The 21,025-nt window shown below is 64.5% G+C and carries 19 protein-coding genes and 1 riboswitch; of the genes, 5 read left to right on the forward strand and 14 right to left on the reverse strand.

Features of this window, described 5'->3' with window-relative positions; all coding sequences use genetic code 11:
- Positions 1 to 18: 18 nt before the first annotated feature.
- From BM136_RS00905 to xdhA, 6 genes are all read right to left on the reverse strand, one after another.
- Positions 19 to 591: a TMEM165/GDT1 family protein gene (locus BM136_RS00905; RefSeq protein WP_092969500.1), complete on the reverse strand. Its 573-nt coding sequence runs from the start codon at positions 589 to 591 to the stop codon at positions 19 to 21.
- Positions 592 to 645: 54 nt separating this feature from the next.
- Positions 646 to 815, reverse strand: a riboswitch (yybP-ykoY riboswitch).
- A gap of 13 nt (positions 816 to 828) precedes the next feature.
- A complete protein-coding gene (guaD, locus tag BM136_RS00910; RefSeq protein ID WP_092969503.1) occupies positions 829 to 2,163 on the reverse strand; it encodes a guanine deaminase in 1,335 nt (444 codons plus the stop codon).
- Between the two features lie 16 nt (positions 2,164 to 2,179).
- Positions 2,180 to 3,217 (reverse strand): adenosine deaminase, encoded by a 1,038-nt coding sequence (locus BM136_RS00915; RefSeq protein ID WP_092969506.1) that lies wholly within the window; start codon positions 3,215 to 3,217, stop codon positions 2,180 to 2,182.
- Between the two features lie 2 nt (positions 3,218 to 3,219).
- The gene (xdhC, locus tag BM136_RS00920) at positions 3,220 to 4,254 is read right to left on the reverse strand and encodes a xanthine dehydrogenase accessory protein XdhC (protein ID WP_092969509.1); all 1,035 of its coding nucleotides are present in this window, start codon (positions 4,252 to 4,254) and stop codon (positions 3,220 to 3,222) included.
- A 16-nt stretch (positions 4,255 to 4,270) separates the two neighbouring features.
- Positions 4,271 to 6,637: a xanthine dehydrogenase molybdopterin binding subunit gene (gene xdhB / locus BM136_RS00925; RefSeq protein ID WP_092969512.1), complete on the reverse strand. Its 2,367-nt coding sequence runs from the start codon at positions 6,635 to 6,637 to the stop codon at positions 4,271 to 4,273.
- A gap of 4 nt (positions 6,638 to 6,641) precedes the next feature.
- Positions 6,642 to 8,168: a xanthine dehydrogenase small subunit gene (xdhA, locus tag BM136_RS00930; protein WP_092969515.1), complete on the reverse strand. Its 1,527-nt coding sequence runs from the start codon at positions 8,166 to 8,168 to the stop codon at positions 6,642 to 6,644.
- A gap of 213 nt (positions 8,169 to 8,381) precedes the next feature.
- Between xdhA and BM136_RS00935 the strand changes: the two genes are divergently transcribed.
- Positions 8,382 to 9,329 carry a LysR substrate-binding domain-containing protein gene (locus BM136_RS00935; RefSeq protein WP_024975264.1) on the forward strand — a complete coding sequence of 316 codons (948 nt, stop codon included), beginning with the start codon at positions 8,382 to 8,384 and terminating at the stop codon, positions 9,327 to 9,329.
- 39 nt (positions 9,330 to 9,368) lie between these two features.
- Here BM136_RS00935 and BM136_RS00940 read toward each other — a convergent pair whose 3' ends face one another.
- On the reverse strand, positions 9,369 to 10,217 hold the full coding sequence (locus tag BM136_RS00940) for an ABC transporter substrate-binding protein (protein ID WP_092969518.1): 849 nt from the start codon (positions 10,215 to 10,217) through the stop codon (positions 9,369 to 9,371).
- Positions 10,218 to 10,376: 159 nt separating this feature from the next.
- Here BM136_RS00940 and BM136_RS00945 point away from each other — a divergent pair, with 159 nt between their 5' ends.
- From BM136_RS00945 to BM136_RS00960, 4 genes are read left to right on the forward strand one after another with little or no spacing between them, the layout of a single operon-like run.
- Entirely contained in the window at positions 10,377 to 11,477 is a 1,101-nt protein-coding gene (locus BM136_RS00945; RefSeq protein WP_092969521.1) for a substrate-binding domain-containing protein, read from the forward strand.
- Between the two features lie 56 nt (positions 11,478 to 11,533).
- Positions 11,534 to 14,068: an ABC transporter permease gene (locus BM136_RS00950; protein WP_092969523.1), complete on the forward strand. Its 2,535-nt coding sequence runs from the start codon at positions 11,534 to 11,536 to the stop codon at positions 14,066 to 14,068.
- A 34-nt stretch (positions 14,069 to 14,102) separates the two neighbouring features.
- Complete coding sequence (locus tag BM136_RS00955; RefSeq protein WP_092969525.1) at positions 14,103 to 14,507, forward strand: group II truncated hemoglobin; 405 nt, start codon at positions 14,103 to 14,105, stop codon at positions 14,505 to 14,507.
- 48 nt (positions 14,508 to 14,555) lie between these two features.
- Positions 14,556 to 15,134, forward strand: a complete 579-nt coding sequence (locus BM136_RS00960) for a DUF924 family protein (protein WP_092969527.1) — start codon at positions 14,556 to 14,558, stop codon at positions 15,132 to 15,134.
- A gap of 19 nt (positions 15,135 to 15,153) precedes the next feature.
- Here BM136_RS00960 and BM136_RS00965 read toward each other — a convergent pair whose 3' ends face one another.
- The 7 genes from BM136_RS00965 to BM136_RS00995 form a co-directional block, all read right to left on the reverse strand.
- Positions 15,154 to 15,750, reverse strand: a complete 597-nt coding sequence (locus BM136_RS00965) for a LysE family translocator (protein ID WP_092969529.1) — start codon at positions 15,748 to 15,750, stop codon at positions 15,154 to 15,156.
- A gap of 6 nt (positions 15,751 to 15,756) precedes the next feature.
- Positions 15,757 to 16,341, reverse strand: a complete 585-nt coding sequence (locus tag BM136_RS00970) for an LOG family protein (RefSeq protein ID WP_092969531.1) — start codon at positions 16,339 to 16,341, stop codon at positions 15,757 to 15,759.
- Positions 16,338 to 17,048, reverse strand: a complete 711-nt coding sequence (locus BM136_RS00975; RefSeq protein ID WP_092969533.1) for a TetR/AcrR family transcriptional regulator — start codon at positions 17,046 to 17,048, stop codon at positions 16,338 to 16,340. Before BM136_RS00975 ends, BM136_RS00970 begins: the two co-directional genes overlap by 4 nt.
- Before the next feature lie 136 nt (positions 17,049 to 17,184).
- Positions 17,185 to 17,649 carry a diacylglycerol kinase gene (locus BM136_RS00980; RefSeq protein ID WP_092969535.1) on the reverse strand — a complete coding sequence of 155 codons (465 nt, stop codon included), beginning with the start codon at positions 17,647 to 17,649 and terminating at the stop codon, positions 17,185 to 17,187.
- A gap of 12 nt (positions 17,650 to 17,661) precedes the next feature.
- Positions 17,662 to 18,705 carry a glycosyltransferase family 4 protein gene (locus tag BM136_RS00985; RefSeq protein WP_175537073.1) on the reverse strand — a complete coding sequence of 348 codons (1,044 nt, stop codon included), beginning with the start codon at positions 18,703 to 18,705 and terminating at the stop codon, positions 17,662 to 17,664.
- 86 nt (positions 18,706 to 18,791) lie between these two features.
- On the reverse strand, positions 18,792 to 19,742 hold the full coding sequence (locus tag BM136_RS00990; protein ID WP_092970681.1) for a UDP-2,3-diacylglucosamine diphosphatase: 951 nt from the start codon (positions 19,740 to 19,742) through the stop codon (positions 18,792 to 18,794).
- Between the two features lie 244 nt (positions 19,743 to 19,986).
- Positions 19,987 to 21,003, reverse strand: a complete 1,017-nt coding sequence (locus BM136_RS00995; protein ID WP_092969537.1) for an alpha/beta fold hydrolase — start codon at positions 21,001 to 21,003, stop codon at positions 19,987 to 19,989.
- Positions 21,004 to 21,025 lie beyond the last annotated feature (22 nt).

Consider the following 21,025-nt stretch of genomic DNA (forward strand, 5'->3'; position numbering starts at 1 on the left):
GAGCCTCGGATTGACGACTTACTTCCCGACGCCCAGCAACGCCAGTACACCCAGCACCAGGAAGACCAGCGCCGCAATCCGATGCACCAGCGTGATCGGCATACGCGCAGCAAACTTGTTGCCCATTAGCACAGCCGGCACGTTCGCCAGCAACATGCCGACGGTCGTGCCTGCCACGACCGAGAACACGTCGTTAAAGCGCGCTGCCAGTGCCACCGTCGCGATCTGTGTTTTGTCGCCCATCTCGGCAAAGAAGAACGCGACGATGGTGGTGCCGAGAATGCCCAGCCCGCGCTGCGCTGTGGAGGGGGCTTCGTCGTCGTCGAGCTTGTCCGGAATCAGCATCCACCCAGCCATGGCGATAAAGCCCACGCCCAGGATCCACCGCAGCACGTTTTCGCCGAGCACATGCGTGATCCAGCCACCGACAGCGCCGGCCAGTGCGTGGTTGACGAGGGTGGAGATGAAGATGCCGAGAATGATCGGCACCGGCTTGCGAAAACGCGCGGCCAGCAGGATCGACAGCAGCTGCGTCTTGTCGCCGATTTCTGCGAGCGCGACGATGCCGGTGGAGACGAGAAAGGCTTCCATGTTGTTGTGGTGTCCGGGCCGTATGCGAACCAATGACGCGCCACTGCCGGCCCTGTCCGCAGTGGGTTGTCATCGGTCTCGCCAGGCGCGTCACCGGGTGCCGGGGTGGCACCCTGAGTGCGGCTGACCACGCCATAACCACCTGTCGTTGCGACGGCGGTCAAGTCTGTTGACGTGGCCCTCGAAGTGACGACTTCGAGCGGCTACTCCCCAATGGAAGCCGCGATTATAAGTGCATCAAGCGTTGGCGCCAACCGCAAATTTCGCGGGTTCGCCCTGCACGTAAGTGGCGGATACCGCACGATCCTCGCCCAGCAACGCCAACGAGAACAGCAGCTCTTCCAGTGTTTCCGAGCGCGCATTGCGGCGGGCCAGCAGCGGCGTGGCAGCCGGGTCCAGCACGATGAAGTCGGCTTCCGCGCCCGGCACGAAGCTGCCGATGCGGTCTTCCCAACCGAGTGCTTCAGCGGCGCCGCGCGTGGCCAGGTAGAACATGCGCAGCGCAGTCAGGTGATAACCGCCCATGCGCGCGACCTTGTGCGCCGTGCCCATCGTGCGCAGCATCGAGAAAGAGCTGCCGCCGCCAACGTCAGTGGCCAGCGTGAGCGCCAGGCGGTACGCGTCGTTCTTGTGGAAGTTGTACAGGCCGCTGCCCAGGAACAGGTTGGACGTGGGGCAGTGCGCCACGGCCGCGCCGGATTCGGCCATGCGCTGACGGTCGCCGTCGTCCAGCCAGATGGCGTGGCCGTAAAAGGCGCCTTTGCGCAGCAGGCCGTAGCGGTCGTAGACGTCCAGATAGCTGCGTGCGTTGGGGAACAGGTCGGCCACCCATTTCACTTCGTCGGGGTTTTCCGCGACGTGCGTCTGGATGAAGACGTCCTTGTATTGCTTGGCGAGTTCTGCGCAGGCCTGCAACTGCGCTTCGCTCGAGGTGGGCGCGAACCGCGGTGTGATGGCGTAGGCCAGACGATCCTTGCCGTGCCAGCGGGAGATCAGGTCAGCCGTGTCACGCGCGCCGGATTCAGCCGTGTCGCGCAGGTATTCCGGGCAGTTGCGATCCATCATCACTTTGCCGGTGATCATGCGCATGCCGCGTTGCTGTGCTTGCGTGAACAGCGTCTCGGCCGAGCCGCGATGCACGGTGCTCCACACCATCGCGCTGGTCGTGCCGTTGCGCAGCAGTTCGTCGAGGAAGAACGAGGCGACGCCGGCGGCGTACTGCTCGCTTTCGAAGCGGCGCTCTTCCGGGAACGTGTACGTCTCCAGCCAGTGCAGCAGGCCCGGCGAGGGCGACGCGATCATGTCCGTCTGCGGAAAATGGATATGCGTGTCGATGAAGCCCGGGACGATCAGCTTGCCGCTGTAGTCGTGCAATTGCGTGCCGGCGGGCAGGTCTTCGCGCAGCGTGGCGTAGTCGCCGGCCTGCACGACCTTGCCGCCCGCGACCACGAGCAGGCCGTCTTCCCAGTACTCATAAGCATCGCGCTCCCGATACTGCGGATCGTGCAGGAAATGCAGCACGCGGCCGCGGTAAGCGTGAACGGTGTTGGAAGTCGGAGGCATCGTGGTCATGTCGTCTCGTGGATATTTAGTGTGTGGCTTTCCAGTGGTCGTCAACCTTGGCAAGCCACAGGGCTTTGTCCTGTTCGGGCAGGAAGGACGCCTCGAAGCTGTTGCGCGCGAGCGTGTGCGCATCGGCCGCAGACAGGTCAAGGGCGTTGAACGTGGCGAGCCAGTTGGTGTTCATGTAGCCGCCAAAGTAGGCTGGATCGTCGGAATGCAGCGTCACAGCGCAGCCAGCGTCCAGCAGTTGCTTGAGCGAGTGGTCGCGCAAGTCGGGGTAGACCTTCAGTTTTTCGTTCGACAGCGGGCAGACCGTCAGCGCGATGCGTTCGGCGGCGAGGCGCTTGACGAGCGCGGCATCGTCGATGGCGCGTACGCCGTGGTCGATGCGCTCCACCTTGAGGATGTCGAGGGCGTCGATCACGTATTGCGCCGGGCCTTCTTCACCGGCGTGGGCGACGAGGCGCAGGCCGAGTTCCTTGCAGCGTGCGAATACGCGTGCGAATTTTTCCGGCGGGTTGCCGCGCTCGGATGAATCCAGCCCCACACCGATGATGCGGTTGGCCGGGTCCTGGATATAGGGCAGCGCAGCTTCGAGCGTGTCGAATGCGTCTTCCTCGCTCAGATGGCGCAGGAAGCAGAGGATTAGGGCGCTGGAAAAACCATGCTCGCGCTCGGCGTCATCCAGGGCGCGGACGATACCGTGAATGACCACATGCATGGGCACGTTGCGCGCGGTATGTGTCTGCGGGTCGAAGAATATCTCGGCGTGATGGACGTTGTCGGCAAGCGCGCGCGCCACATAAGCGGCCGTCATGTCGTAGAAATCCTGCTCGGTGAGCAGCACGCTGGCGCCCGCGTAATACAGGTCGAGAAACGATTGCAGATCGTCGAAGGCGTAGGCGGTACGTACTTCTTCCACCGACGCATACGGCAGCTTCACGCCGTTGCGCTCAGCCAGTGCAAACATCAGTTCGGGTTCGAGCGAGCCTTCGATGTGGATGTGCAGTTCAGCTTTGGGGCTGGTGGCGATGCGTTCTGCAAGCGCGGAAGAGATCGGCATGATTAGACAGGCGTGGGGACTCGGTAAGGGACCGCCGCGCCGCTGCTGGCGCTGGTGAGCGCGTGCTGTTGCAGCTCTCGCACCTGCAGCAGTTGCGCGACGACGGATACCGCAATGATATCCGGCGCCTTGTCCACAATGCCTGCCACGCCAATCGGGCACACCATTTCCGGCAGGCGGGCTGGGTCCACGCCGTGCTCGACCATGCGATGTTCGAAGCGCGCGCGCTTGGTCTTGGAACCGATCAGGCCGAAGTAAGCAAAGTCCGTGCGGCGCATGATGTGTTCGCACAGCATGAGGTCCAACGCATGGTTGTGCGTCATGACCAGGAAGTAGCTGCCGGCGGGCGCGTGATCGATCACGGCTTCCGGCGTATCGGTGGATTCGATGACGACGTTCGGCGGCACTTCAGCAGGGAACGGGAACATCGCATCGCGTTCATCCACCCATGTCACGCGGCACGGCAGATGGGCCAGCGCACGCACGATTGCGTGGCCGACATGGCCCGCGCCGCACAGCACGATCGACATGTCGGGCGGCAGCACGGTTTGGGTGAAACCGCCGGCGTCGAACGTCACGCCGGCTGCGGCGGCATCGCCGATCCTCGCTTCGACGGGTGCTTCCACATTGGTCGGCACAAACCGACGCAGGCTGCGGCGTTGACGCATGGCGTTATCCGCAAGCCTGATCCATTCAACGTCGCGCGCATCGAGGCGCTCCAACGACAGGCGGACTACGCCGCCGCAGCATTGGCCGAGGGCGGGGCCGAGCGGGATGCGCACGAACTGGCGGCGTGCTTCGCCGGAGGCCTCGGACGCGTCCATCATCGCTTGGGCGATTTCCATCGCACGCCATTCCAGATGGCCGCCGCCAATGGTGCCGAAGAAGCCGTCGGTGCCTACCAGCATGAGCGTGCCCGGCTCGCGCGGCGCGGAGCCCTGCACGTCGGTCACTGTGACCAGCACGCACGGCTGCCCGGCCTGCACGGTGGCAAGCACGTCGGCGAAGCGGAATGGGCGCAGTTGCGTGTGGTCCATGATGTGGTCTCCGAACTTAGGCCGAGAGCGGGGCGCTGCGGATGGCGTCCACGGCCTTGAGGATTTCCTCGCTGGTGGCCGGCGCATTCAGCGGCGGGTTCGTGCGGCCATCGCCAACCGCAGCCACCGCATCGCGAATGGCGAAGAAGACCGAGAACGGCAGCAGCAGCGGCGGCTCACCCAGCGCCTTGGAGCGGTGGATGCTGTCTTCCACGTTGGCGTTGTTGAACAGGTTCACACGGAAATCCGGCGGGCAGTCGTTGACCGTCGGAATCTTGTAGGTGGACGGCGCGTGCGTCATCAGCTTGCCGTTCTTGTTCCACCACAGCTCTTCGGTCGTCAGCCAGCCCATGCCCTGGATGAATGCGCCTTCCACCTGGCCGATGTCGATGGCGGGGTTGATCGAGCGGCCAGCGTCGTGCAGCACATCGGCGCGCAGCAGGCGCCATTCTCCGGTGAGCGTATCGACCACCACTTCCGACACTGCTGCGCCATAGGCGTAGTAGTAGAACGGACGGCCCTTGAGCTTGGATTGATCCCAGTGCAGCTTGGGCGTGGCGTAGAAGCCGTCGGACCACAATTGCACGCGGGCAACATAGGCTTTGCCGATCAGCTCGTCGAACGGCACGCGGCGCGTCCCGATTTCGAGATGGTCACCCACGATCGCCACCGTCTCGATGGGCGCTTCGTAATGCTCGGCCGCAAACGCAATCAGGCGCTGGCGGATCTGGCGTGCGGCGTCTTGTGCAGCCTTGCCGTTCAGGTCGCTGCCTGTGGATGCCGCCGTGGCCGAGGTGTTGGCCACCTTGCTGGTGTCCGTTGCCGTCACGCGGATGCGCGCGAACGACACGCCCAGTTCGTGCGCCACGACCTGCGCAACCTTGGTGTTCAGGCCCTGGCCCATTTCGGTGCCGCCGTGGTTCACGAGGATCGAGCCGTCGTTGTACACGTGCACCAGCGCGCCGGCCTGGTTGAAGTGCTTCACGTTGAACGAGATGCCGAACTTCACCGGTGTCAGCGCCAGGCCGCGCTTGAGCACCGGGCTTGTCGCATTGAATGCGCGAATCGCTTCGCGGCGGGCGCGGTAATCGGATGTCGCCTCCAACTCGTCGAGCAGTTCGTGGATGACGTTGTCTTCCACGGTCTGCCCGTACGGTGTGATGTTGTTCTTGTCCTTGCCGTACAGATTGGCGCGGCGTACATCGAGCGCGTCCTTGCCGACCGAGCGCGCGATGTTGTCCATGATGTATTCGATGGCAAACGCGCCCTGCGGGCCGCCGAAGCCGCGGAAGGCAGTGTTCGACTGCGTGTTGGTGCGTGCGCAGAAGCCGTCGATTTCGACCTCAGGCAGCCAGTAGGCATTGTCGAAGTGGCAGATGGCGCGCGTCATCACCGGGCCCGACAGGTCGGCCGAGAAACCGGCGCGCGAGGTCATGTCGACCTTGACGCCCTGGATGCGCCCGTCGTCGTCGTAGCCGGCTTCGTAGGCAAAGCGGAAGTCGTGCCGCTTGCCGGTGATCATCATGTCGTCGTCGCGGTCCGGACGCAGCTTGACGGGACAGGCGAGTTTCCACGCCGCCAGCGAAGCGCAGCAGGCGAACAGGCCCGACTGCGATTCCTTCCCGCCAAAACCACCGCCCATGCGGCGGCATTCGACCAGCACCTGGTTGGCGTGCCAGCCCAGCATGTGCGACACCATGTGCTGCATCTCGGTCGGATGCTGCGTCGAGCACCACACGTGCATGCCGTTGTCTTCCTTCGGCACGGCGTACGAGATCTGGCTTTCCAGGTAGAACTGCTCCTGCCCGCCCAACGACATCTTGCCGGCTTCGGAGTGCGGCGCGGCAGCGATGCGCTCAGCCGGTTCGCCGCGCTTGAGGTGCATCGGGGGCAGCACGGACTTGCCGGCGGCGCGCGCTTCTTCGGGCGTCAGAAGGGGGGGCAGCACTTCGTATTCGATATTGCCCAGACGCGCCGCGCGGCGCGCCGCATCGTGCGACGTCGCCACCACGATGAACATCGGCTGGCCGATGAAGTGCACCGTGTCGGTTGCGAGAATCGGGTCGTCGTGGATGATCGGGCCGCAATCGTTCGTGCCGGGAATGTCGGCAGATGTAAACACCGCCACCACGCCGGGCGCGGCCTTCACGCGGTCCAGATCCATGTTGACGATGCGCGCGTGCGCCTGCGTGCTCATGCCGAGCGCTGCGTGCAGCGTGCCGGCCAGCTCAGGAATGTCGTCGGTGTACGTGGCGGTGCCCGCAACATGCAGGTGCGCAGATTCGTGCGGGCGCGAAATGCCCACCACAGCGCCGCGCTGGCCGGGCATGGCGGCAGCAATATCGGCTTCCGCCAGCAGGAAGGCTTCGGTTTGCTTGTTCATGTTCTTACGCTGCCGTGAGGGTATTCAATTCGACCGCGCGCACATTGATCTGTTCGGGCGCGAGCGGCGCATCGGTGCGGGTTTCCAGCCAGAAGCGGTACACCGTGTTGGCAGCCGATATGCGGCGGTAGTTGTCAGTGGCGCGCATGTCGGTCAGCGGGGTGTAGTCGCGCGACATGGCTGCCATGGCAGCGCGCACGGTCGCTTCGTTCCACGGCTGGCCGACGATGGCGTTTTCCGTCTCCGTCGCGCGCTTGGAGGTTGCCGCCATGCCGCCGTAGGCGATGCGTGCGCTGCGCACGCGGGTTTCGCCATCCTGGCCGTCCAGCTCGATGGCCAGCGCCGCGCACACGGCGGAAATGTCCTCGTCAAAACGCTTCGAGAGCTTGTACGTACGGAACCGCAAGGCATCGCGGCCCTCACGTGCGGGGATGCGCAGGCCCGCAACGAATTCGCCTTCTTCCATCGCGTTCTTCTGGTAGGCGAGGTAGAGGTTTTCGAGCGGCAACTCGCGGCGCACTTCGCCACGCTGCAGGACGACGCGCGTGCCGATAGCGATGAGCGCGGGCGCCGAGTCGCCGATCGGCGAGCCGTTTGCGACGTTGCCGCCCAGCGTGCCGGCATTGCGGATCGGCAGCGAGGCAAAGCGCTTCCACAATTCGGTTACTTCGGGGTAGTCCGCGGCCAGGAATTCGTAGGCCTTTTCCAGCGAGACGGCGGCGCCGATCTCGATCCAGCCGTCGCGTTTTTCCAGGGCGTAGAGATCGGCCACCTGGCCGATGTACAGGATGTCGCCCAGGTCGCGGAACTGCTTCGTGACCCACAGGCCGACGTCGGTGCTGCCGGCCAGGATGCGGATGCTCGGATGCGCGGCCTTGATGGCGGCAAAGGCCGATGCGGTGCGCGGTGCGTAGAAGCGCGGTGCGTTCTCGGTGCCGACCGGCGCATAGCTGAAAGTGTCCTTGCGTTGCAGCTTGCGCAGCGTGTCGGCCAGTTGCGTACGGTCGATGCCGGCCGGGGAGGGCAGCTCGAACATGCGTTCGCCGGCGTCGATGATCGGGCGGTAGCCAGTGCAGCGGCACAGGTTGCCGGTCAGCGAATCGCAGATGGTCTGGCGCGAAGGAATGGGCGCCTGATTGTCGGTGTTCTCGTACAAGGCGTAGAGCGACATCACGAAGCCCGGCGTGCAGAAGCCGCACTGTGACCCGTGGCACTCCACCATGGCCTCCTGCACCGGGTGCAGCGTGCCATCCTTGCCACGCACGTCTTCCACGGTGAACAGCGCCTTGCCGTCCAGCGTGGGCAGGAACTGGATGCACGCGTTGACGGCCTTCAGGCCAACGCTGCCGTCTTCCTGCAGTTCGCCGAGCACGACGGTACACGCACCGCAATCGCCCTCGGCGCACCCTTCCTTGGTGCCTGTGCAGTGTGCGTCTTCACGCAGGTATTGAAGCACCGTCCGGGTGATCGGGGCATCCGTGACGGTGCGGACCTGACCGCGGTGGAAGAAGCGGATGGGCTGAGTCTCCATGGGGGTTCTACGCCTGTTTGTGTGTGTAACGGAACCATAGCACCGGGCCAGGAATGCAATATTTGGCCCATGTGATAACCCGCATCGGAAAGCCAAAATCCGGGGTATACCCGCCAGTAGCGGTCTGGCGGCGCGGTGTGCAAGTGACATACACTGGCAGCGTCCCCAAGCACGTTTTTTAGAAGGGTCGGCGCAGCCGATACCCGCCTCCAGATGCACGGCAAAGATCACCTCGATACCTACCTCCTGCGCGTTCTCTATACGCTGCTCACCGAGCAGAGCGTCACGCGTACGGCGGTCAAGCTCGGCCAGTCGCAGCCGGCCATCAGCAATACGCTCAAGCGCCTGCGCGAAATCACCGGCGACGCCATCCTGGTGCGCGGCAAGAACGGCATGGTGCCAACCGAGCGCGGCCATGATTTGCTGGCGCTCGCGCAGCAGAGCCTGGAGGCGATGGAGCGCATCGCGCGCCCGTCGCAGGAGTTCGACCCCGGCAACACGACCCGCACGTTTCACCTCGGTGCGCCGGATTATCTCGATGCCTTTTTCCTGCCCAACATCGTTGAGCGTCTGCGCAAGCAGGCGCCGCAGGCCAAACTCGTAGTGCATCCGCTCAATGCCGGCGTCGATTACCTTGCCGCACTGGAGCAGGGCGGCATGGACCTGGTGATCGGCAACTGGCTGTCGCCGCCCGAACATCTGCACATTTCGCCGCTGTTCGACGATGAAGTCGTCTGCATGCTGGGCGCACAGCACCCGCTGGCGCGCAAGGGAATCTCGCTCAAGCACTATGTGGAGATGCCGCATCTTGCACCCGCGCCGTACGCCGTCATGCAGCGCAGCATGATCGATCAGGCACTTGCGGAGCAAGGGTTGAAGCGACAGATCCAGGTGTCGCTGCCGTACTTCGGGCTGGTGCCGTATGTGTTGATGCGCACCGATCTGGTCTTCACCACCGGGCGCCAGTTCGCCGCACATTGTGCCCAGTATTTGCCGATCCGCATCTTGCCAACGCCCATGGCGTTTCCGAAGATGCGCTTCTACCAGCTCTGGCATGAGCGCAGTCATGCCGCGCCCGACGTGATGTGGCTGCGCCGCATGATCGGCGAGGTGGCGGCCGAGTTGCCGCAGCATTCGCAGTTGGAATCGGCGGTGGCCTGAAGCTGCACCGCCGCTGCGTTGCCATGCCGCCGGGCGGCGTTACTTTCCGCTTGCGACGGCCTTCCCGTAATCAGGGAAAAACACCTGTTCCCCGTTGACCTTGAAGTCCGCGATCACCTGCTGACCGGCCGTTGACGTGATCCATTCGATCAACTTGGTCGCATCGGTGTAGTTGACGCTGGGGTATTTCTTCGGGTTGACCGCGATGATGCCGTAGGGATTGAACATGCGCGGGTCACCGGCCAGCACGATGTCGAGACCCGTCTTGGCGCGGTAGGCGCCGTAGGTTGCGCGGTCCGAGAGCGTGTAGGCGTTCATCTGCGCGGCCATGTTCAGCACTTCGCCCATTCCGAGCCCCGCGCTGACGTACCACGGCCTGCCTTTCGGGTCGATGTTGGCCGTCTTCCAGTAAGCCTTTTCCATGACGTCGGTGCCGGAGTTGTCACCGCGCGAGATGAACTTGGCGCCGGCTTTTTCGCCTGCCGCGGCGATGGTCTCCATCCCTTGGATGACGTTCCTCTGGCCGCGCACGCGGGCGGGGTCTGCCTCAGGGCCCACGAGGATGAAATCGTTGTACATCACGTCGCGGCGGTCGATGCCGCCGCCCGAGGCGACGAAGGCGTCTTCCAGTGGGCGCGCGTGAACGAGCACTACGTCCACATCCCCCGATTCCCCCAGCTTGACTGCCTTGCCGGTGCCAACGGCAATCACGTGCACATGGATGCCGGTGGCTGCTTCGAACTTCGGTAGCAGGACTTTCAGTAGGCCTGAATTTTCTGTGCTGGTGGTGGTAGCCATGCGGAGATCGCCAGCATATGCAGCGGTGGCGACCGCGAGTGTCATACAGATGACAGCGGGCAGCCGAAGGGTTAGGGACAATCCGGGCATGTTGTGGGGTTGGCGGGAAGGCGTGGACGCTTTATGTCGGATGCTGCATGATGGCGGCAACGTCGGGGCGGACAGCGGCCACGATGTGCCCGCCCCCCGGGGATGAGCAGGATTGTTCTCCCGGGTCACGGCAGAAGTAAATAGGAAACCATAAACATAATGACATTCCAGTTCGAAGTGTTTCCGGTAGTGGGGCCGGACGACAACCCGCGTGCCAACGGCAAGGTGTTTCAGTTGCTGCGGGCGGTGCGCGAGACGGGGTCGCTGCACCGCGCGGCCAAACAGGTGGGGTTGTCGTACCGGCATGCCTGGGGGGTGATGCGGTCGTGGGAAGAGATGCTTGGCCGCTCGCTGCTCGACATGGAGCGCGGCCGGGGGGCGTCGCTCACGCTCTTTGGTGAGCGCATGCTGCGCGCCGAGATGCGCCTGCGTGAGCAACTCGATCCGGCGCTGCACCAAGCCATGGGGCAGTTCCTCTCCGAGCTGGAAGATGCATCCCAGTCGCAGGCGCGCATCCGTTTCTCGGGCAGCCACGACCCGGCCGTGGAAGTGCTGGCCGAGACGTTCGCGCGACAAAGCCACGGCGCCCACATCGATACCGTGTTCTGCAGCGCTGTTGAAGGGCTGATCTGCCTGCAGGAAAAGCAATGCGAGGTAGCCGGCTTCTATGTGGCACCGCAGCAGGGTGCAGGCTCGATCGCGCACCAGACCTTGCGTAAGTGGTTGCGACCGACCGCCGTGCGCCTGATCGCCCTGGCCGATCGCGAGCAGGGGTTGATGATGTCGGGCGAATGGGCCGGGCGGGTGCAGTCATTGGGCGATCTTGCGCGCACGCAGGCGCGCTTCATCAATCGCCAGCGCAGTTCGGGCACGCGTTTGCTGTTCGATCAGTTGTTGGTGGCGGCCGGGCTGTATCCCGATCAGATCAACGGGTATGACGAGCAGGAATTCTCTAGCGATAAGATCGCCGTGGCCGTGCAGGAAGGGCGCGCGGACGTCGGCTTCGGCCTGCGCCCTGGCGCAGAAGCCCATGGCCTGCATTTTGTGCCGCTGACGCGCGAAACGTACTACCTGGCGGTGCGCCGCAATGACGCGCTGTCGCCATGGGTGCGCGAGCTGATCGAGCGCATCGGGCAGCCGGCCTTCCGCGAAGGTCTGGGCCATCTCGCCGGCTACCGGCCGACCGAGCACGTTTCGCTGCTGACCGCGGAGCAGGCGCTGCCCTGGCACGCCGACGAGGCCCGCGCGCTGGCCCGCTGAAGTCGTGCGAACATGGCGGGGTTTGCGCCATTGCGCGCCTCGTCCATGTTCCCCCCATGTCACGTTTCTCCGTCTGGACCCAAGCCCTGCGCATGCTGCGCCGCGACTGGCGCGCCGGTGAACTGAACCTTCTGCTCGTCGCGCTGGTGCTGGCTGTGGCCGCGCTGGCGTCGGTCAGTTTCCTCGCCGATCGCATGCACGCCGGCCTGGAGCGCGACGCGCGCCAGTTGATCGGTGCGGATGTGCTTGTCGTGTCCGACCAGCCGCTGCCGCCCGACATCGAGACACATGCGCGTGCGAGCGGCCTGCAGGTCACGCACACCGCCACCTTCCCCAGCATGGCGAGCACGTTGACCACGGGCGCCTCGGGCGAACCGGTATCGCAACTCGCCGCCATCAAGGCCGTCGACGTGGGTTACCCGCTGCGCGGCACCCTCAAAGTGAGCGATGACGGGCGCGATACCGTGGGCGCACCCATCCAGGGCATTCCTGCTGCAGGCACGGTGTGGGTGGACGCACCGCTGCTCGAAGCGCTCGGCATTCGCGTGGGCGATGCGATGCGCCTGGGCACGCGTACCTTCAAGGTCGCCCATGTCATCACCCAGGAACTCGATCGCGGCGCCGGCTTCATGAATTTCGCCCCTCGGGTGATGCTGCCGATGTCGGACCTGGGTTCGACGGGCCTAGTCACCTACGGCAGCCGGGTCACGTATCGCTTGCTGGTGGCGGGCCCTGACGCCGCTGCCAACGCGTTCCACACCTGGGCCGAGAACGAAGCGAAAACGCGCCAGCTGCGTGGCGTGCGCGTTGAATCGTTGCAAAACGGCCAGCCGCAGATGCGCGAAACGCTGGACCGCGCTGAGCGCTTTCTCTCGCTCGTCGCCTTGCTGGCCGCGATGATTGCCGCCGTGGCAATCACCATGGCCGCGCGCCGTTACACCGCGCGGCATACGGATGCGGTGGCCGTCATCAAATGCCTGGGTCTCAAGCAGGGACAGATTCTCGGCACGTTCGCGCTGGAGTTCTTGCTGATCGGCGTGCTGGGTTCGGCCGTCGGCGTGGGGCTGGGTTATGGCGCGCACTGGTTATTGCTGGCGTCGCTCGGCGACCTGGTCACGGTGACATTGCCCGCGCCATCCATCTGGCCTGCGGTCGTGGGTGTAACGGCGGGGCTGGTGCTGCTCATTGGTTTTGCCGTGCCGCCGTTGCTGAGCCTCGTGCGCGTCGCACCGCTGCGCGTGCTGCGGCGCGATGTGGCGGAGCGCGCCGTTGCCGCGTGGATTGGCTATGCGCTAGGAGCGGCAGCGTTCTTTGCGCTGCTCGTGGTATCGGCGCGCGACGTGAAGCTCGGCGCGCTGACGGCCGCCGGGTTTGCCGGCGCCATCGTCGTATTTGCGCTCCTGGCTGCAGGCGGATTGCGCGCGCTGGCGGTGTCGCTGGGACGTGGTCGTGCGCTCGGCGTGGGTTGGCGCTTTGCGCTGGCCGTACTGGAGCGCCGTCGTGGCGTAAGCGTGCTGCAAACCGTGGCGCTTGCCGTCGGGTTGATGGCGCTGCTGTTGCTTGCCATGACGCGCAATGACCTGATCCGCTCCTGGCACAACGCCACTCCGGCCGATGCGCCCAACCGTTTCATCATCAATATCCAGCCTGACCAGATGCAGGCGGTGGCGCAGGCGCTCGCCCAAGCTGGCGTGGCGGATCCGAAGCTCTACCCGATGGTGCGGGGGCGCCTGACGCAAGTGAATGGCCAGGTGATCGATCGCCAGACCTATGCCGAATCGCGCGCCCGCAATCTGGTCGAACGCGAATTCAACCTGTCGTACGCAACCGGGCAGCCGCCTGAAAATCGCATCGTTTCCGGCCAATGGTTCAGCGGGCAGAAGCCTGAGGCCTCAGTGGAAGAGGGCATCGCCAAGACGCTCAACCTGCACCTGGGCGACGTACTGCGTTTCGACATCGCCGGGCAGACGGTGGATGCGCCCATCACGTCATTGCGCAAGCTCGACTGGAGCTCGATGCGCGTGAATTTCTTCGTGATCCTGCCGCCCGTGGCGCTGCACGACATGCCGCAGACGTACGTAACCGCGTTCCGCATTCCCGCCGGGCAGGCCGATCTGCCGGCCAAGCTCGTGCGTGAGTTTCCGAACCTCACGGTGGTCGATACCGAACTGATCTTGCAGCAGGTGCAGGGCGTGCTGGATCAGGTAACGGCGGCGGTGGAATTCCTCTTCGTCTTTACGTTGGCGGCGGGTGTGCTGGTCCTCTATGCCGCGCTCTCCGGCTCGCGCGACGAGCGCTTGCGCGACGCCGGCGTGCTGCGCGCGCTTGGCGCGGGCTCCGGGGTGGTACGCCAGACGCAATATGCAGAAGTGCTGATCGTTGGCGGCCTGGCCGGGCTGATGGCCGGCGTGGGCGCAATCGCCATCGGCTGGGTGCTCTCGGCGCACGTGTTCGATTTTCCGTATCGTTTCAACCCGGCGATCCTGCCGGTGGGCATCGTGAGCGGCATGGCGTGCGCCTTCATCGGCGGCTGGCTGGGCTTGCGCGACGTGCTGCGTCGCCCGGCCATGGCAACGCTTCGTGACGCATGACGACGCCCGAATTTTTTGATGTGACTGACGCTGTATGACTGACGCAACTTCCGGCCAGGAACCCCTGGCGTTTGACCTCATTGGCGGCGAAGCGCGTGTGCGCGAACTCGTTGACCGTTTCTACGACCAGATGGATCTGGAGCCTGAGTTTGCCGTGCTGCGCTCGCTGCACCCGCAAAGTCTGGATGGATCGCGCGACAAGCTGTTCTGGTTCCTGTGCGGCTGGCTGGGCGGCCCGAATCATTTCATCGAGCGCTTTGGCCATCCGCGCTTGCGCGCGCGCCATATGCCGTTCGAGATCGGCACGCAGGAGCGTGATCAGTGGATGCGCTGCATGGCACTCGCCATGCAAGACATCGGCTTGGACGAAGCACTGCAGATGCGCTTGATGCAGGCCTTCTGGCAGACCGCCGACTGGATGCGGAACGTGCAGCGCTAAGGTGCCGCGCTAAAGCGCACCTTCAAGAATAAATTTGAGGAGACCCCGATGATCGGTTTGCCCACCGCCGACGACGTGCTCGCGTTCTGGTTCGGCAACGCGCCGCTGGTCGACGCACGGCCGGAGTGGTTCACCAAATCCGACGCGTTCGATGCCGAGATCCGCGCGCGCTTCTTGCCGTTGTGGGAAGCGCTTTCCACGGGCGACGCCGACACCTGGATGGATACGCCGCTCGAAGCCATCGCGCGCATCGTCGTGCTAGATCAGTTCTCGCGCAACATGTTTCGCGGCAGTGCGCGCGCTTTTGCGAGCGACGCGGCAGCGTTGCACACCGCGCAGATCGTCGTGGCCGCAGGGTGGGATGCGCAATTGCCGACGCGCCATCACCGTGTGTTCTGCTACCTGCCTTTCGAGCACAGCGAGGCGATGTCTGCGCAGAACGAATCGATTCGCCTCTACACACGCCTGCGCGATCAGGAAGGCGATGCGGACCCGCTCATCTGGGCGGAGAAGCACCGCGAGATCGTGGCGCGCTTCGGGCGTTTTCCACATCGCAACGAAGCCCTCGGGCGCGTTTCCACACCCGAGGAAGTTGCGTTTCTGACCCAGCCAGGGTCGTCGTTTTAGGCCAACGGCGCCTTTCCGCTCAACGGCTCAGCACCGAATACATCAGCGTTCCCGAGAAGGTGAGCAGTACCAGCGCTGCGCCGCGCAACAGTTTGGGCGTGTGAGACGCCCACGTGCGCCGTGCCGTGAGCAGCATGCCCAGATACGACCAGCCGATGGCAATGGGCACCAAGACAACCAGGAACGTGGCGATGGTCCGCCCAAAATTGGCTGCGGACTGGAATGCTGCGAGCGGAAAGAGCGTGCTTGCAAACAGCAGCGCCTTCGGGTTCATCAACGTGGTGACGAACATGTCGCGCAAGCTGACAGGATTCGCCGCAACGTGCTGCAGCGCCCCGCTTTGTCGCCAGATCTTTGCGGCCAAGTAGAGGATGTACACGGAATTCAGCAGCTTGACGACGGCTACCAGCCACGGCTGACTGACCGACAGCGCGGTCAGAAAGAATCCCCACAGCGAGATTGAAGTGACATAGCCCAGCGCCTCAGCAGCAATGAGCGGGCTCGTCCGCCGCACGCCCACCTTGAGGCCGGACGAGAGCAGCAGCGTGTTCGTCGGCCCCGGCATGATCAGCACCAGGGACGCGTACAGCGCCATCGTAAGCAACGAGTCTTGCATGTCGCCCTACGTGCGCTCGCGACGTTCCGACCACTTGTCGACGGTCTCGCGCGGCGCACGCGCCAGCATGTCGATCAACGCGGCGGGGTCGTCGCTCACGTGCAGCAGGTCAGCGTGGTGGCGCTTGAGGAAGCCTTCCTGCACGGCGTGGTCGATGAAGGCGAGGAGCTTGTCGTAGAAGCCCGCCACGTTCAGCAGGCCGATCGGCTTGTTGTGATAGCCGAGCTGCAGCCACGTGAAGGTCTCGAAGAGTTCTTCGTACGTCCCGACGCCGCCGGGCATGGCGATGAAGGCATCTGCACGGTCAGCCATCATTTGCTTGCGCTGGTGCATGCTGTCGACGATGTGCAGCTCGGTCAGGTCTTTATGCCCGACCTCCTTGCGCACGAGCGATTTCGGGATGATGCCGATCACCGGGGTGCCGCCTTGCAGCACGGCGTCGGCCACTATGCCCATCAAGCCAACGTTGCCGCCGCCGTAGACGAGCGTCAGGTCGCGCTTGACCATCTCGTTGCCCAGCGCGATGGCGCTGGCTTTATATTCCGGGCGCTCGCCCGGGCTGGAACCGCAATAGACGCAGATCGATTTCATTGAGCAGTAGTGTTGTTGCTGGGCTTGCCGATGGGCGGATCGTTGCTGCGGCTCACCGCCAGCAAATCAAACGCCCGCCGCGGCTTGCCGCGCAGGTAAGGCGCGAGGATCGACAGGATGTGGTAGCTCGCGCCGTGCAGGTGGTCACGGATCGCGTTCTGGTCGTTGTACTGGCGTGGGTGCTGCACAAACTGGAACGACAGCCAGTAAGTGGCGATCACCACGATGTTGGTGCAGATGACGTCGACTTGCTCGGCCGTGGCTTCCATCTCGCCGTCTTCGATGAACTGGTGGCAGATGTCCATAGCGAAGTGGCGCTTTTGCTCGACGATGCGCTTGAAGTTCAATTCAAGCATGCGGTTGCGCGCGAGCAGATCGTTGATGTCGCGGTACAGGAAGCGGTAGTTCCACAGGAACTCCGACATGTACTGCAGGTAGCCCCACGTCTCGTCGAGTGTGGCCTTGTGGTCGTCCGGCAGCTTCAGGCGACGCGCGATCTCCTGCTCGAACTGCACGAAGATCGAGTTGATGATGTCGTCCTTGTTGCGGAAGTGGTAGTACAGGTTGCCCGGGCTGATCTCCAGCTCTTCGGCGATCGTCGTGGTGGTGACGTTGGGCTCGCCCAGTTCGTTGAACAGGCGCAGCGACACTTCGAGGATGCGATCGCGCGTGCGGCGCGGGCCGGTGGAATGCTGCTTGGTTTCCATTGACTGCCAAGGCCGGTGGCCCTGTCTCCGTGGCGTATTGGTGCCCGGATTATAAGAGATCGTGCTTGTGCAACGACCCCCACACGCTGCGGGGCAGACATTGCCAAACGTTGTCGCCGGCTTTTCGCTGGTGTTCCTAATGCAACAGCGACGCCACCCACGGCCAGGCGATCGCTACCCACGTTCCCACGCACAGCAGCAGAGCCAGCATGACGGCCGCGCTGCCGAAATCCTTGGCACGCTTGGAAAGCCCGTGCTGCTCGAGCGAGATGCGGTCGACCGCCGCTTCCACGCTCGAATTGAGCAGCTCGACGATGAGCACCAGGACCAGCGTGCCCAGCATCAGAATGCGCTCGACCACCGTGGCGGGAATGACGAACGCGCACGGTAGCAGGATCGCGCACAGCGTCAATTCCTGGCGGAACGCGCTTTCCTCGTCGATGGCGAAGCGGATGCCGCTGATGGAGTTCTTGAGCGCAAACCACGCCCGCGTGATGCCGCGATTGCCTTTATGCGGGTTGTCTGCTGGCGAGTACGCCCCAGCTGCAGGCGGTGCGGGCGGATTTTCCAGTCGCTGATCTGGCGGGGTGGTGGGCTTCATGGAACGCAAGGCTCAGGCACCCGCGGCGGTGGACGGCTCGGCGGCCTTGGTGTTGTCGGCTTGTGCGGCCGGCATCGGGCGCAGGTGTGCGAGGAACTGTTCGGAGGCGGCGCGCCACGAGAACTTCTCGGCGTGCGCACGCGCCGTGACGCGGTCGATGCGCAGCGCTTCAAGGCAGGCTTCCCGCAGGTCTTCGCGCAACGCACCGGCCGGTGAATCGCCCAGCACGTCGATCGGGCCCGTCACCGGATACGCTGCCACCGGCAGGCCGCTGGCAAGTGCTTCCAGCAATACCAAGCCGAACGTGTCGGTGCGGCTCGGGAAGACGAACACATCGGCCGAGGCATACACCTTGGCCAGCTCCGGCTGCTTGAGCACGCCGAGGTAGCTGGCATTCGGGTACTTCGCTTTCAACCCGGCCAGCGCGGGGCCCTCACCGACCACCCACTTGGACCCCGGCAGATCCAGCTCCAGGAAAGCTTCGACGTTCTTCTCCACGGCCACACGGCCGACATACAGGAAGATCGGGTGCGCCGTGTTGAGCACGTTGCTGCGCTGGGCGGTGAAGATGTCCAGATCGACGCCGCGCGTCCACAGCACGCCGTTGGTGATGCCGTAGTCGGCAAGGTCTTTAAGCACCACGGGCGTCGGCGCCATCACGGCCTGCGCAGGGCTGTGGAACCAGCGCAGAAAGCGATACGTCCACGCCAGCGGAATGCCGAAGCGCGCCTGCACATACTCCGGAAAACGGGTGTGGTACGCAGTCGTATAGGGCAGCTTGTGGCGCAGCGCATAGGCGCGTGCGGCCAGGCCCAGCGGGCCTTCGGTGGCGATGTGCAGCGCCTGCGGGGCGAACTTCTCGATGCGCTCGCGCACGCGCTTGGCCGGCAGGATCGACAGGCGGATTTCCGGATACGTCGGGCACGGCACCGTCTTGAATTCCAGCGGCGTGATCATGTCGACAATGTGCCCCATGGCCTCCAGCTCGCGACGCGTCTGGGTGAGGGTACGGACGACGCCGTTGACCTGCGGTTCCCAGGCATCGGTGACGATCATGACTTTCACGGGCTCTCCTTGGGGGGTAGGTTGGGCGGCAATGGGCTGCACGAGGTCGATGCTGGTGTGGGTCATAGAGGCTTCCATCAGGCGGCGGCCGCAGCGGCACGGCGTGCGCGGCGGGAGGTGCGCGGCGCATCGAGCAGATGCGTCCAGTAGACGATCTGCAGTTCGCCTTCCATGGTTTCGACCAGGGCAGAAAGGCTTTCCACCCAGTCGCCGTCGTTGCAGTAAAGCTGGCCGTCGATCTCGCGGATCTCGGCTTTGTGGATATGCCCGCAGACCACGCCGTCGCAGCCGCGGCGGCGCGCTTCATCCGTCATCACGCGCTCGAACGAATTGATGAAATTGACCGCGTTCTTGACCTGATGCTTGAGGTATTGCGACAAAGACCAGTACGGAAAACCAAGCCGCACGCGGATCCGGTTGAAGTGCCGGTTCATCGCCAGGATGAACGTGTAGAGCGAGTCGCCGACGTAGGCAAGCCAGCGCGCATGCTGCATCACGCCGTCGAACAGGTCGCCGTGCACGACCCACAGGCGCTTGCCCGTGGCCGTCACGTGCACCGCGTCTTCAGCGACTTCGATATCGCCAAAGTTCAGCCCGTGGAACTGGCGCGCCATCTCGTCGTGGTTGCCCGGGATGAAGACGACGCGTGTGCCTTTGCGCGCGCGGCGCAGCACCTTCTGCACCACATCGTTGTGTGCCTGCGGCCAGTACCAGCCCTTGCGCAGTTGCCAGCCGTCAACGATGTCGCCCACCAGGTACAGCGTGTCCGATTCGTGGTGCTTGAGAAAGTCGAGCAGGTAGTCGGCCTGGCAGCCCGGCGTGCCGAGGTGGATGTCCGACAGCCAGATCGTGCGGTAGCGCTGGATTTTCTCGGCGGGCGGGTCAGCGTCGGTGTCGGCCGATCGATCGGGCGCCAACGTCGACGCCGGCGTGGCGACCGGTGCTTCGTGTTCGCGCACATCGCCCCGACCTGCCGGTACAGCCGAGCCCAGCGCACCCGCGGCGGCGAGTCCGGCGGCCATTTGCATCAGCGGCGGTGGAGCGTTCCAGTCGGAACCGGTGAGGGGAGCAGCGCGAAAGCGTTGCGCGAGGCGGCGGAGGAAACCAGGGCGCGATGGCAGATTTGGCAGGACCATGTCGGCAACAGAGGCTGCGTTGGACGGATTTCGCCATCGCTGCATGAAAAAGCCGTGTCAGAAACATGACCGTCACATGACGTGATTGCCGAGAAAGGGGCAGGCGTGCGCCCAAGACCTGCGCCGGGCGCGCATTTCAGGCTGATGGGATCGCGGAGATGCCTTCAATGTGTGCGAGTTCCGTCAGCACAGCGTCGCGCACGCGTGCGTCGCATAGCAGCGACACATGGCCGATGCCCGCGAACGAGATGTGACGCGCGCCTTGCAGGCAGGAGGCACCAGCCGGGCCGACGATGGAGTCGTGCCACGAAAAAATCGACGTGATGCGCGCTCGCACGGCTGGCGTTTCGGACGCGGCAAGCTGGCGCAGCCAAGGGCTCGCCCAGGCCATCTGGCGCACGTTGTGACCGCGTCCCGTCCGCGCCATTGCCGTGCCCCGATGCGGCGTGCCGAGTGTGATGACGTGGGCAACAAGGCAGGGCTCCGATTGGCGCAGCAGAGCTCGGGCGGCGAGCCCACCCATGCTGTGGCAGAGCAGGACGGGCGCACGGCCATGCATGCGCGTCAGGCGCGCGACGGCGGCCGCAATGTCGCGGGCGTAGTCGTCGATATCGCCCAGCAGCGGCATGAGATCGATGGCATCGGTCGGGTGTCCGGCGGCGGCCAAATGGCGCTGCATCGGCAGCCACACGGCGCGATTGCACCCGTAGCCGTGAATCATCAGCACAGGCACGCGCTTGCCCTCATCGGCGGGCGCATCGAACGTGGCATGCGCCTGGAAGGGTTGCAGCACGTTGAACATCCAAGCGACGGATACGCACTCGCGGAACCAGCATGCGATAAAGCCGGCGATGCCGACGCGCTGTTCGCACGGCACGGGCATGCGGTCCCACATGGGGTCGTCCGGTACCGCCGTGCCCAGGCTCTTCAGCGACACCAGGAACGCCCACCCGATCGAAACGAGATACCCGAGCACCAACGCCACGCCCGCGAGCCCACTCGCCGCCGGCCAACTCCATCTGCCCCACCGATGTGCCGCCCAGCCAACCGCTAGCGTCGCCGCATATTGCAGCACCACGGCAATGCGGCGCGCTGTGGCCGCGGTCAGGGAGGCGAAGGGAACAGGGGAGGAGGGAAGATCGGCGCGCGTCATGGTGGAGGTCGCCGCCGAGCGT

The organism is Ralstonia sp. NFACC01, from assembly GCF_900115545.1.
Taxonomy (GTDB): domain Bacteria; phylum Pseudomonadota; class Gammaproteobacteria; order Burkholderiales; family Burkholderiaceae; genus Ralstonia; species Ralstonia mojiangensis.